Below are 12,194 nucleotides of genomic sequence, written 5' to 3' on the forward strand. Positions count from 1 at the left end.
AGCGGCGTTTGTGTGGGTCGCCAGCATCATGCGCAAAGATTGAGGCATCAGCGATCGTCGCGCCAGAAATCCCGGATCGAGGCGATGCCCTGGGCACCGACGCCACGCGCCTGGTTGGCGTGGTGCCGGGTCATGCCACCGAGGGCGAAGACCGGCATCGCCGCGGTCTCGACCATCTGCTGGAAATCGTGCCAGCCGATGGTGATCGCGTCGGGATGCGAGGGCGTCGGTGCCAGCGGCGAGAGGGTGACGAAGTCGCAGTCGATGTGCCCGGCCTGAGCCAACTGCTCATCGCCATGGGTCGACGCCCCCAGCCATTTGTTGGCAGGGATCGGCCGCTGCTTGAGCGTCATCAGACGTGCGCTGGTCAGATGGATGCCGTCGGCGTCCACCCGCTCCAGCCACGCCGGATCGGCGTTGAGCAGCAGCTTGGCACCATAGCGCCGGCACAGCGCCAGGGTGCTCTCGGCCCGCGCCTGATAGGCGGCATCGTCAAGCGTCTTGGCCCGCAGCTGCACCAGGCGAATCGAGTCCTCGCGCAGTGCCCGCTCCAGGCGTTCCAGGAACACCGTCTCGTCGGGCTCTTCGGCGGTGATCAGATACTCCTGGGGCAGCGCCACCGCACGCAGGATCGGCAGATTGGCCGCGGGGAACGGATAGTTGGGCAGGTCATCGACGCCTACCCAGCGCACCGGCTGGCCCTCGCGGCCGTATGGCTCACCCTCATACTCGCGAACCTGCCAGACGTCGAGCAGGATGTGCTTGTCGGGATACTCGTGATGTACCCGGATCAGCGGCTGAGCACGCCGGATCTGGATACCCAGCTCTTCGCTCAGCTCGCGCTTGAGCGCCTCGAAGCCGGTTTCGTAGGGCGCCAGCTTGCCGCCGGGAAACTCCCACAGGCCGCCCTGATCCGCGGTCGCTGGGCGCCGCGCGATCAGCACACGCCCGTCTTCGCGGATGACGGCTGCCGCCGCTACGTGAACCCGTCTCTTCATCATCTTGCTAAATCTCTCGCACCTTGGGGTGTTGCTTCGCTGAGTGTCACGTCTCGTGACGGCATGCCGCGCTGAGGCCTGCCTTCAACTGCGGTAGTCCGCGTTGATCGAGACGTAGTCGTGGGACAGATCCGAGGTCCAGACGGTGGCCCGGGCTTCGCCTCGGCCGAGCCGGATGCGGATGGTGATCTCCGCTTGTGCCATCACCCGGCTACCCGCCGCTTCGGTATAGCTCTCGGCGCGTCCACCGTGCTCGACCAGACGTACGTCGCCCAGATCGATGACGATACGCTCGACATCGAGGGCCTCGACCGGGGCGCGCCCGACCGCCGCCAGGATACGCCCCCAGTTGGCGTCGGAGGCGTAAAGTGCGGTCTTGACCAGCGGCGAGTGGGCCACGGTGAAGGCGACTTCACGTGCCTCCTCGACGCTGGCGGCCTCCTCGACCTCCAGCGTCACGAACTTGGTCGCACCCTCGGCGTCACGGATGATCGCCTGGGCCAGTTCGGTGAGCACCTGGGTCAGGGCCGCGCGGAAACGCCGTTCGTCCTCCGCCGAGACCACCTGCGGCCCGCGCCCGGTGGCGATCAGGGTACAGGCGTCGTTGGTCGAGGTGTCGGAATCGACGGTGATGGCATTGAACGAGACCGCCACCGAATCGCGCAGCCACTGGCTCAGCGTAGCGGCGGGAATCTCGGCGTCGCAGGCGACGAAGCCCAGCATGGTGGCCATGTTGGGCTTGATCATGCCCGACCCCTTGCTGATACCGTTGAGCGTCACCGTACCGCCACTGAGTTCGACCTGCGCCGTGGCGCCCTTGACCCGGGTATCCGTGGTCAGGATGCCCTCGGCGGCTTCGGCCCACTGCGCCCCGTCCAACTGGGTCAGTGCCTGCGGCAGGCCGGCGGCGATCTTCTCCACCGGCAGCGGCTCGCCGATGACGCCGGTGGAGAACGGCAACACCTGCTGCGGGTCGACCCCGGCGAGCGATGCCAGGGCGCTGCAGCAACGCTCGGCATCGGCGATGCCGCGACTGCCGGTACCGGCGTTGGCGTTGCCGGTGTTGATCAGCAGATAGCGCGGCGGCGTCTGCGTCAGGTGCGCCTTGGCGACGTGCACCGGCGCGGCGCAGAAGGCGTTGCGGGTGAAGGTGGCCGCGACGCTGGCCCCTTCGGGAATCTCGATCACCACCAGATCGCGGCGGTTGGGCTTCTTGATTCCCGCCATTGCGGCACCCAGCCGTACGCCGTCGATCGCCGGCATGTGCGGAAAGCTCGCCTCGCCTACTGCCATCTTGTCTCTCCTCGTGGGCGCCGCGCTGCGCGGCGCCGAGTCATGCTCAGTTCAGTTTGCCGTGGCACTGCTTGAACTTCTTGCCCGAGCCGCACGGGCAGGGGTCGTTGCGCCCCACCTTGGGCCCTTCGCGGCGCACCGGTGCGTTGTCGTCGGCGGCCTGAGCGGCGGGCTCCTCGGCACCTTCGGCGGTCTCACGCGCGGCGGCCACCGCCTCTTCGTGGAGAGACTGGCTGCCGGCCTGTTCGCGCTCCAGCGCTTCGCGGCGCTGGCGCTCGAGATCCTCGACCTCTTCCTGACGGCGTACCTGAACGTGGCTCAGGATACGCGTCACATCGTGCTTGATGTTGTAGAGCAGCGACTGGAACAGCTCGAAGGCTTCGCGCTTGTACTCCTGCTTGGGATTCTTCTGGGCGTAACCGCGCAGATGGATACCCCGACGCAGATGGTCCATCGACTGCAGATGCTCCTTCCAGCGGGTATCCAGCACCTGCAGCATCACCTGCTTCTCGAAGCGCTGCATCATCTCGCGCCCGATCGCCTCGACCTTGGCCGTGTACTGGCCACGATGCTGGTCCTGCAGCCGCTGGCGCAGCACCTCTTCGTTGAAGTTCTGATCCTGTTCGGCCCATTCGACGAGCGGCAGGTCGAGGTTGAACTCCTGCTTGAGCTGATCCTGCAGATTGGCCAGTTCCCACTGTTCCGGCAGGCTCTGCGGCGGCACATAGGTGGAGATGGTATGGTCGAGCACCTCATCGCGAATGCTGGCGATGTTGTCGGAGATCTCTTCGGCGACCAGGATCTCGTCGCGCTGGTCGTAGATGACCCGGCGCTGATCGTTGGAGACGTCGTCGTACTCGAGCAGCTGCTTGCGGATATCGAAGTTGCGCCCCTCGACCTTCTTCTGCGCGCGCTCGACCGCATTCGATACCATCTTGTGCTCGATCGCCTCGCCGCGCTCCAGCCCCAGTGCGCCCATCAGACGCTGCACCCGCTCGGAGCCGAACAGGCGCATCAGGTTGTCCTCCAGCGAGAGGAAGAAGCGGGTCGAACCCGGGTCGCCCTGACGCCCGGCACGGCCGCGCAGCTGGTTGTCGATACGCCGTGACTCGTGGCGCTCCGAACCCACCACGTGCAGGCCGCCGGCGGCGAGCACGGCGTCATGGCGCTGTTGCCACTCGGCCTTGATCGCCTCGATCTGCTCGTCGCTGGGGGACTCCAGCTTGGCCACATCGGCCTCCCAGCTGCCGCCGAGCATGATGTCGGTACCGCGGCCGGCCATGTTGGTGGCGATGGTCACCGCGCCGGGCCGACCGGCCTGGGCGATGATCTCGGCCTCGCTGTCATGCTGCTTGGCGTTGAGCACGTTGTGCGGAATCTTCTGCGCCTGCATCAGCCGCGACAGATACTCCGAGGTCTCGATGGAGGCAGTACCCACCAGCACCGGGCGCTCGGCCTCGCGCTGGGTCTTGACGTCCTCGATGATCGCTTCGAACTTCTCCTCGGCGCTCATGAACACCAGGTCGTTGAGATCCTGGCGTGCCAGCGGGCGGTTGGTGGGAATCACCAGCACGTCGAGGCCGTAGATATGGTTGAACTCGAACGCCTCGGTGTCGGCGGTACCGGTCATGCCGGCCAGCTTGTCGTAGAGACGGAAGTAGTTCTGGAAGGTGGTCGAGGCGAGCGTCTGGCTCTCGCGCTGGATGGGCACGCCCTCCTTGGCCTCGACCGCCTGGTGCAGGCCTTCGGACCAGCGCCGGCCCTGCATGGTACGCCCGGTATGCTCGTCGACGATGACGATCTGGTTCTCGGCGATGATGTAGTCGACGTCGCGATGGTAGAGGCAGCGCGCCCGCAGCGCCGAGTGGATGTGCTGCAGAAGCCCCAGGTTCTGCACCGCGTAGAGGGAGTCCTCCTCCTTGAGCAGGCCGGCCTCGCGCATCAGCCCCTCGACCTTCTGGTGCCCCTCTTCGGTCAGTTCCACCTGCTTCTGCTTCTCGTCGATCAGGAAGTCGCCGCTGCTCGGGTCCTCCTCGTCGCTGCACTGCTCGAGCCGCTGCGACAGCGTGCCGATGGTGCGGTAGAGCTCGACGTCCTCCTCCACCGGGCCGGAGATGATCAGCGGCGTACGCGCCTCGTCGATCAGGATCGAGTCGACCTCATCGATGATGGCGTAGTGGAGCGGGCGCTGGACCTTGTCTTCGAGCGAGAAGGCCATGTTATCGCGCAGATAGTCGAAGCCGTACTCGTTGTTGGTACCGTAGGTGATATCGCAGGCGTAGGCCTTGCGTTTCTCTTCGTTGGGCTGCCCGGAGGCGATCACGCCAACGCTGAGACCGAGGAATTCGTAGAGCGGACGCATCCAGTTGGCGTCACGGCTGGCCAGGTAGTCGTTGACCGTGACCACATGCACGCCCTTGCCCGGCAGCGCGTTGAAGTAGACCGCCAGGGTACCCACGAGGGTCTTGCCCTCACCGGTCTTCATCTCGGCGATACGCCCGTCGTGCAGCGCCATGCCGCCGACCATCTGGACGTCGAAGTGACGCATGCCGAGCACCCGCTTGCTCGCCTCGCGCACCACGGCAAAGGCTTCTGGCAGCAGGGCGTCGTGCTTTTCGCCGGCTTCCAGACGGCTGCGGAATTCAGCCGTCTTGGCGGCGAGCGCGGCATCGTCGAGCGCGGCGATGGTCTCTTCCAGCGCATTGATCGCCGTGACCTGCTTGCGCATCCGCTTGACGTCGCGCTCGTTCTTCGAGCCGACCAGTTTCTTGACCAATACGTTCAACATGATGGAGTTCCTGCGTCATTCATGGGCGCCTCCGCGGCCGTCGAGACGGCGGTAGCGGCGCTGCGACAAGCGATGAAAGTCAGGCAGGAAGTGGCGGGCCGCGGCGGGAGAAGGCGTCGTGCGCCAGGCGCCGTACTGCGACCAAGGCCGGCAGCACGCCGACCAGCGTCGGGAGCGCCAGTCGCGGCGGCTGGGGGTGCGTGGTCGGCGCACGGGCGACACGGCGAGACTCGGCGCGGATCTCCTCCGGCGCCATCAGGTAGACCTGGGCCAGTCGCTCGGCCAGGCGCAGCGCCTCGGCCTGCACCAATCCGGCTGGCAGCAGGCATCCCACCAGCACGCTGGCCAGCCACCAGTGCGCCCGCTGGCGGGGTCGCCAGCGGGCGCCCGTATGGCCGGAATGCGAATGGGCCGATGTCATGCTGTCGACGAACTCCGCGTCGTGATAGGTTTGGGGGAACTTTTCCCACTGCGTGCAAGCCGATGAGTATAAAGGCTAAGCGTTTTCGAGCCCAGTCCGTTTCCCATCTGCTCGGCCAGCCCAGCGGCCTCGGCGACGTGGTGCGCATGGCCACGCTGATCGACCGCGCCCAACGCCATCTGCGTCGCCAGTTGCCGCCGGACGTTGCCGAGCACGTGTTCGTCGGCGGCTACCGCGACGGCGTGCTCACGCTGATCACCGATCGCGCAGCCTGGCTCACCTGGCTGCGCTACGAGCAGCCGCGCCTGCTCAAGCTGCTGCATCAGTTGCCAGGCTTCGAAGCGGTGATGAAGCTGTCGCTCAAGGTGCGTCCGGTGCGTCCGGTCAAGGTCCCGCCGCGCCAGATCCGCCACCTGACCCCGGCCGGCGCCAATGCGCTGAACCAGTGCGCGGCGGGCATGGAGGAGTCGCCACTGCGGCGCGCCCTCACCCGCCTCGCCTCCCACGCCGCGCCTGCGGAGTCCGAAGACGGCAACGACAGCTCGCACTAGGCCAGCAGAGACCGCCCTCTCGAACAGCACGTACCCTCGACCACCCGGCAGCATCCCCGAAAACGAAGACGCCGACCCAATGGGTCGGCGTTCTCGTGGATCGTGGCCGCGCTGTCGTCTGCGGCGACGATCGAAACACGCTTGTCGTCAGGCCATCGCCGGAGCCGCGTAGGAGATCGGCGCCGACTCGGCGGCCTCCTCGAAGGTCACGACCTCGAAAGCTTCGGGATGTGCCAGCAGCTCACGACAGAGCTGATTGTTGAGGCCATGGCCGGACTTGTAGCCGCGGAACTCACCGATCAGGCTGTAGCCCAATTGATAGAGGTCACCGATGGCGTCGAGCATCTTGTGCTTGACGAACTCGTCTTCGTAGCGAAGGCCGTCCTGGTTCACGATGCGATAGTCGTCGACCACGATGGCGTTATCGAGGCTGCCGCCGAGGGCCAGATTCTGCGAACGCAGGAATTCGAGATCACGCATGAAGCCGAAGGTACGCGCCCGCGACACTTCCTTGACGAAGGACGTCGTGGAGAAATCGACGCTGGCGGTCTGCTTCTGCTGATCGAACACCGGATGATCGAAATCGATCGCGAAGCTCACCTTGAAGCCGTTGTGCGGCAGGAAGGTGGCCTGCTTGCCGTTGTCGCTGACCGTCACCTCGCGCTTGATGCGGATGAACTTCTTGGGCGCGGCCTGCTCGGCGATACCGGCGGACTGGATCAGGAACACGAACGGACCCGCGCTGCCATCCATGATCGGCACTTCGGCAGCGCTCAGCTCGACATAGGCATTATCGATGCCCAGGCCGGCGAATGCCGACATCAGATGCTCGACCGTAGCCACCTTCACACCATCCCGTGACAGCGCGGTGCACAGGTTGGTGTCGGTCACGCTCTGGGCGTCGGCGGGAATCTGCACGACAGGGTCGAGATCGGTGCGTACGAACACGATGCCCGTATTGGGCGCCGCGGGACGCAGCGTCAGATACACTTTCTCTCCGGAATGGAGGCCCACGCCCGTGGCGCGGATCGTGTTCTGCAACGTTCGTTGTTTGATCATCGGCATCGACCTGACAGTCAAATAGTTTGAAAACGGTGTTCACTATAACACCGAACGACCGTTTCACCAAACATATCGACGTGACAGAATGATGAGCATCGTGTGACGCTCTGTTTTCAGTCCGCCTGGCGCCGCAGGAAGGCCGGAATGTCGAGATAGTCATCCATCTCGGCAGACTTGCGCTTCTCCTGGCTCTGCTGCTTCTTGGCTGCAGCCGCTTCCTGCTCGGCGCGGGCGGCCTGCTGGCGCATCACGGCCGGCTGCTGCAGCTTGCGGTAATCGGTCGGTTCGGGACGCGACGCCACACTCTCGCGCGGCAGCGCTTTCTCTTTCTGCGCATCCAGGCCAGCGGCCACGACTGTCACGCGCAGCTCGTCGGACATCTCCATGTCGATCGAGGTGCCCACGACGATGGTGGCGTCCTGGGAGGCGAACTCCTGCACCGTCGCACCGACGTCGTTGAACTCACCGATGGAGAGGTCCGGGCCGGCAGTGATGTTGACCAGAATGCCGCGGGCGCCATGCAGGTCGATATCTTCGAGCAGCGGGCTGCGAATCGCCTTCTCGGCCGCTTCGCGGGCACGGTTCTCGCCAGTCGCGGCGCCGGTGCCCATCATCGCCATACCCATCTCGGACATGACAGTGCGCACATCGGCGAAGTCGACGTTGATGATGCCGGGGCTGGTGATCAGCTCGGCGATCCCCTGGACCGCTCCCAGCAGCACGTCGTTGGCGGCGCTGAACGCGGTCAGCAGACTGGCATTCTTGCCCAGCACCGAGAGCAGTTTCTCGTTGGGGATGGTGATCAGCGAATCGACGTATTCGGAGAGCGCCTTCATGCCCTCTTCCGCCGCGCGCATGCGCTTGGGACCTTCGAACGGGAACGGACGCGTGACGACCGCCACGGTCAGGATACCCAGCTCCTTGGCCACCTGGGCCACCACGGGCGCACCGCCGGTCCCCGTGCCACCACCCATGCCGGCGGTGATGAAGACCATGTCGGCGCCCTGCAGCATTTCGGCAATGCGCTCGCGGTCTTCCATCGCCGCCTGGCGCCCAACTTCCGGATTGGCACCGGCACCGAGGCCCTTGGTGATCTCGCCACCCAGCTGGAGTACGGTCTTGGCCGCCACGCGCTTGAGCGCCTGGGCATCGGTGTTGGCGCAGATGAACTCGACGCCCTCGATGTTGCTCTCGACCATGTGGTTGACGGCATTGCCGCCACCGCCGCCAACACCGATGACTTTGATGACTGCACTACTGGAAGGTGCGTTATCTACTAGTTCGAACATTGCCCCGTCTCCAAGACCGCATCGCGGCCTGTCAGAAATTTCCTTTAAACCAGCCTTTGATCCGCGCCAACGCGGAAACCTCATCCCTGGTTCCACGTCGAGGAAGGTGCTCTTCCCGTTGAGGCTGGGCTGATACTGCGCGAGCGTGCTTGGCGTCTTGCATGCCGTAGAGTAGCAAACCTACCCCGGTCGAATAAATCGGGTTGCGCACCACGTCGGCCAGACCGCGCACATTGTGCGGGGAAGCGATGCGCACCGGCATGTGGAATATCTCCTCTGCCAGCTCGACCACCCCCTCCATGCGCGAGGTGCCACCGGTCAGCACCACGCCGGCGGCGACCAGATCCTCGTAGCCGCTGCGCCTGAGCTCTTCGCGCACCAGCGTGAAGAGCTCCTCGTAGCGCGGCTCGACCACCTCGGCAAGCGCTTGTCGCGACAGGTCGCGGGAGGGGCGGTCGCCGACGCTCGGCACCTTGATCATCTCGTCGCTGCTGGCCAGCTGGGTCAGCGCGCAGGCGTACTTGACCTTGATGTCTTCGGCATACTGGGTCGGCGTGCGCAGGGCCATGGCGATATCATTGGTGACCTGATCGCCGGCGATCGGAATCACCGCGGTGTGGCGAATCGCCCCTTCGGTGAACACTGCGATATCGGTGGTACCACCACCGATATCGACCATGCATACACCCAGCTCGCGCTCGTCTTCGGTGAGCACGGCGTGACTGGAAGCGATCTGCTCCAGAATGATGTCGTCGACCTCGAGGCCGCAGCGGCGCACGCACTTCTCGATGTTCTGGACCGCATTGAGCGCCGCGGTCACCAGGTGCACCCGCGCTTCCAGGCGTACCCCGGACATCCCCAGCGGCTCGCGGATCCCTTCCTGGGTATCGATCGCGAACTCCTGCGGGATGACGTGCAGCACGCGCTGGCCTTCGGAAATGGCGCGGGCACGGGCAGAGTCGATCACCCGCTCGATGTCGCTGGGGCCGACCTCGCGCTCCTTGATGGCGACAACGCCATCGGAGTTCATCGAGCTGATGTGGCTGCCGGCGATGCCGACATAGACGGAATGGATGTCGCAGCCGGCCATCAGCTCGGCTTCCTCGACGGCACGCTGAATCGACTGCACGGTAGACTCGATGTTGATCACCACACCCTTCTTCATGCCACGCGAAGGATGCGAACCAATCCCGGCGATTTCTAGCCCACCATCATCCGTGGGTTGCCCCACGATGGCGACCACCTTGGATGTTCCGATATCCAGCCCGACCACCATATTGGAAGCGTTGGATTGTCCTGCCATAGGTCGGGATCGCTCCTCAAACACCGATAAAACCCGTTAAAAATGGGCCGATAAAGATTCCGGCTTATTATAGAAACAAGCGGGCCTTTTTCACCAGCCCATCGCTGAAACAAAAGCCACAGTAAGCCCTTTTTCTACAAAAGGGAAATGGCTACGCCAAGGGCCGCTTTTTTTGCCGCAAGTGTAGCGAGATGGCAACGCCGGCGAGGCTCTGCGCCGTGTCATTCCCACGATGCAAGGCCAAGATCGGCGGGCGTGCCCCCGATCGCAGACGACTACGTCGGGATCACGCCACCGATCTAGTTGGCTTCGGCGCTGGTTTGGGTCTCTCCGTGCCAGGCCACCGCGACGCCATTGGGATAACGCAGATCGATGTAGCGAATCTGCGACGCCTGCGCACCCAACTGGCGCTGCCAGGCAGCGATGAAACGTGCCAGTCGCGTATCCAGATCGCTGCGCCCGAGGATGACCCAGACATTGTCATTGACCTGGAAGCGCCAGGCGCCGCGCGCTTCGAGCCGCAGCTGGGTGACCTCGAGCCCTAGATCGGAGAGCGTACGCCGCAGCGAGTCGTAGTAGGCCAGCACCTCGCGACCGCTACCCTCGGGGCCGCCGAGATCGGGCAGGCGCCGGCCGAAGTCCTCGATCGGCCCGGGCAGGAACGGCTGACCGCGGCTGTTGAGCAGCGCATCGTCGTTCCAGCGAGCCACCGGGTCCTGCTCGTAGAGTTCGAAGCGCAGCGCATTGGGCCACTCGCGGGTGACCTTAACCTCGCGCAGCCACTGGATCTTGCGCGCCTGGTCACGCAGCGCCGGCAGATCGATGGATAGCCAGGTGTGGCCGCGGATCAGCGGTGCCAGCTGCTGCTGCAGGTAACTGGCGCTGACGTACTCGAGATCACCGCTGATCGAGACCCGGGCGATCGGCTTGTCCAGCCACAGCCAGAGCGCGCGCCCCCCGGCACCGAGCAGCACGACGATCATCAGCACGCCGATCAGCGCCCCCCGCGCGTTGGCGTTCATCGGTGACGCCTCTGCGCAGCGGCCGGCAGGCGGGTCGAGCTGGAACTCAAAGCACCACCTCGTCGAGATCGAGGCCGCTGCCGGCCAGCTTGAGCGCAATGCCACCCACGTCGCCGGCACCCTGGGTGATCAGGATGTCGTCGGAACGCAACACATGGGAGAGCATATCGGGCAGCGCGGCCTTGTCCTCGACGAACATCGGGTCGACCAGACCACGCTGGCGGATCGAGCCGGCCAGCATCTTGCCCTCGGCCCCGGGGATGGGCGCCTCGCCGGCGCTGTAGACATCCAACAGCAGCAGCGTGTCGACCCCCGAGAGCACGCGCACGAAGTCTTCGTAGAGATCCCGGGTACGGCTGTAGCGGTGCGGCTGATAGACCATCACCAGACGGCGCTCCGGCCAGCCGGCGCGCACCGCGCGGATCACCATCTCGACCTCACGCGGATGGTGACCGTAGTCATCCACCAGCATCACCTCACCGCCGCGCTTGAGCGGATAGTGGCCATGCACCTGGAACCGCCGCCCGACGCCGCCGAAGGAGGCCATGCCGGTGACGATATCGGCGTCGGCGACACCGGCATCGGTGGCCACCGCGATCGCCGCCAGCGCGTTGAGGGCATTGTGCGCCCCCGGCATCGCCAGCCGAATGCGCAGGTCGGCGTGGCCCTCGGGGCGCACCGCGACGAAGCCGATCTCCCCTGCTTCCTGCCAGAACTCGCTGACGCGGAAGTCGGCGTCCTCACTGAAACCATAGGTGACGAAATGGCGCTGCACCCGCGGCAGCAGTTCACGCACGTTGTCGTCATCGACACACAGCACTGCCCGGCCGTAGAACGGCAGGTTGTGGAGGAACTCGATGAAGGTGTTCTTCAAGCGTGTGAAGTCACCATCATAGGTCGCCATGTGGTCGGCATCGATGTTGGTGACGATGGCGGTCATCGGCTGCAGATGCAGAAAGGAAGCATCCGACTCGTCGGCTTCGGCGACCAGAAACTCGCCAGCGCCCAGACGCGCATTGGTGCCGGCGCTGGTCAGCTTGCCGCCGATGACGAAGGTCGGATCGAGCCCCGCCTCGCCCAGCAGCGTCGACAGCAGACTGGTGGTAGTGGTCTTGCCGTGAGTGCCAGCGACCGCGATGCCGTGACGAAAGCGCATCAGTTCGGCCAGCATCTCGGCGCGCCGCACCACCGGCACGCGATGCTCGCGGGCCCAGGCGATCTCCGGGTTGCTGGCATCCACGGCGGTGGAAACCACCACCACGTCGGCGCCCTCGGCATTGACCTCGGCATGCCCGATCGCCACGCGAATGCCGCACTCGCGCAGATGCTGGGTCACCGCCGACTCGCGCAGATCGCTGCCGCTGACGGTGTAGCCCTCGTTGGCCAGCACCTCGGCGATGCCACACATGCCGGCACCGCCGATGCCGACGAAGTGAATCCCGCGGATCCGTCGCATCCCCAGATGCG

The 12,194-nt window shown here is 65.2% G+C and carries 10 protein-coding genes; 1 reads left to right on the forward strand and 9 read right to left on the reverse strand.

What is annotated here, in order from left to right; translation table 11 throughout:
- Positions 1 to 47: 47 nt before the first annotated feature.
- The 4 genes from DOM67_RS12270 to DOM67_RS20005 all read right to left on the reverse strand — a co-directional run bounded on the left by DOM67_RS12270 (position 48) and on the right by DOM67_RS20005 (position 5,500).
- Positions 48 to 1,001: a Nudix family hydrolase gene (locus DOM67_RS12270; protein ID WP_110676248.1), complete on the reverse strand. Its 954-nt coding sequence runs from the start codon at positions 999 to 1,001 to the stop codon at positions 48 to 50.
- A gap of 81 nt (positions 1,002 to 1,082) precedes the next feature.
- Positions 1,083 to 2,291, reverse strand: coding sequence for a bifunctional glutamate N-acetyltransferase/amino-acid acetyltransferase ArgJ (gene argJ / locus DOM67_RS12275; protein ID WP_110676250.1), 1,209 nt, complete (start codon positions 2,289 to 2,291; stop codon positions 1,083 to 1,085).
- 46 nt (positions 2,292 to 2,337) lie between these two features.
- On the reverse strand, positions 2,338 to 5,079 hold the full coding sequence (secA, locus tag DOM67_RS12280) for a preprotein translocase subunit SecA (protein ID WP_110676252.1): 2,742 nt from the start codon (positions 5,077 to 5,079) through the stop codon (positions 2,338 to 2,340).
- Positions 5,080 to 5,158: 79 nt separating this feature from the next.
- Entirely contained in the window at positions 5,159 to 5,500 is a 342-nt protein-coding gene (locus tag DOM67_RS20005; RefSeq protein ID WP_188115178.1) for a hypothetical protein, read from the reverse strand.
- A 62-nt stretch (positions 5,501 to 5,562) separates the two neighbouring features.
- On the opposite strand from DOM67_RS20005, the gene DOM67_RS12290 reads away from it, so the two are divergent.
- Positions 5,563 to 6,051 (forward strand): DUF721 domain-containing protein, encoded by a 489-nt coding sequence (locus tag DOM67_RS12290; protein ID WP_110676254.1) that lies wholly within the window; start codon positions 5,563 to 5,565, stop codon positions 6,049 to 6,051.
- Positions 6,052 to 6,198: 147 nt separating this feature from the next.
- Here the strand turns inward: DOM67_RS12290 and lpxC are convergent, their stop codons facing one another.
- The 5 genes from lpxC to murC form a co-directional block, all read right to left on the reverse strand.
- Positions 6,199 to 7,110, reverse strand: a complete 912-nt coding sequence (gene lpxC / locus DOM67_RS12295; protein WP_110676364.1) for a UDP-3-O-acyl-N-acetylglucosamine deacetylase — start codon at positions 7,108 to 7,110, stop codon at positions 6,199 to 6,201.
- Between the two features lie 116 nt (positions 7,111 to 7,226).
- On the reverse strand, positions 7,227 to 8,402 hold the full coding sequence (gene ftsZ, locus DOM67_RS12300) for a cell division protein FtsZ (protein ID WP_035473756.1): 1,176 nt from the start codon (positions 8,400 to 8,402) through the stop codon (positions 7,227 to 7,229).
- A gap of 31 nt (positions 8,403 to 8,433) precedes the next feature.
- The gene (gene ftsA / locus DOM67_RS12305; RefSeq protein WP_110676255.1) at positions 8,434 to 9,705 is read right to left on the reverse strand and encodes a cell division protein FtsA; all 1,272 of its coding nucleotides are present in this window, start codon (positions 9,703 to 9,705) and stop codon (positions 8,434 to 8,436) included.
- 299 nt (positions 9,706 to 10,004) lie between these two features.
- The gene (locus tag DOM67_RS12310) at positions 10,005 to 10,727 is read right to left on the reverse strand and encodes a cell division protein FtsQ/DivIB (protein ID WP_110676257.1); all 723 of its coding nucleotides are present in this window, start codon (positions 10,725 to 10,727) and stop codon (positions 10,005 to 10,007) included.
- A 46-nt stretch (positions 10,728 to 10,773) separates the two neighbouring features.
- Positions 10,774 to 12,183 (reverse strand): UDP-N-acetylmuramate--L-alanine ligase, encoded by a 1,410-nt coding sequence (murC, locus tag DOM67_RS12315; protein WP_232825244.1) that lies wholly within the window; start codon positions 12,181 to 12,183, stop codon positions 10,774 to 10,776.
- Between the last annotated feature and the right edge of the window lie 11 nt (positions 12,184 to 12,194).

This window comes from Salinicola sp. RZ23, assembly GCF_003206675.1.
Classification (GTDB): Bacteria; Pseudomonadota; Gammaproteobacteria; order Pseudomonadales; family Halomonadaceae; genus Salinicola; species Salinicola endophyticus.

What these genes read in the sequence shown, in the direction of transcription:
- DOM67_RS12270 (WP_110676248.1), bottom strand. Translation starts at nt 1,001, where the DNA reads ATGATGAAGAGACGGGTTCACGTAGCGGCGGCAGCCGTCATCCGCGAA.
- argJ (WP_110676250.1), bottom strand. Translation starts at nt 2,291, where the DNA reads ATGGCAGTAGGCGAGGCGAGCTTTCCGCACATGCCGGCGATCGACGGC.
- secA (WP_110676252.1), bottom strand. Translation starts at nt 5,079, where the DNA reads ATGTTGAACGTATTGGTCAAGAAACTGGTCGGCTCGAAGAACGAGCGC.
- DOM67_RS20005 (WP_188115178.1), bottom strand. Translation starts at nt 5,500, where the DNA reads ATGACATCGGCCCATTCGCATTCCGGCCATACGGGCGCCCGCTGGCGA.
- DOM67_RS12290 (WP_110676254.1), top strand. Translation starts at nt 5,563, where the DNA reads ATGAGTATAAAGGCTAAGCGTTTTCGAGCCCAGTCCGTTTCCCATCTG.
- lpxC (WP_110676364.1), bottom strand. Translation starts at nt 7,110, where the DNA reads ATGATCAAACAACGAACGTTGCAGAACACGATCCGCGCCACGGGCGTG.
- ftsZ (WP_035473756.1), bottom strand. Translation starts at nt 8,402, where the DNA reads ATGTTCGAACTAGTAGATAACGCACCTTCCAGTAGTGCAGTCATCAAA.
- ftsA (WP_110676255.1), bottom strand. Translation starts at nt 9,705, where the DNA reads ATGGCAGGACAATCCAACGCTTCCAATATGGTGGTCGGGCTGGATATC.
- DOM67_RS12310 (WP_110676257.1), bottom strand. Translation starts at nt 10,727, where the DNA reads ATGAACGCCAACGCGCGGGGGGCGCTGATCGGCGTGCTGATGATCGTC.
- murC (WP_232825244.1), bottom strand. Translation starts at nt 12,183, where the DNA reads ATGCGACGGATCCGCGGGATTCACTTCGTCGGCATCGGCGGTGCCGGC.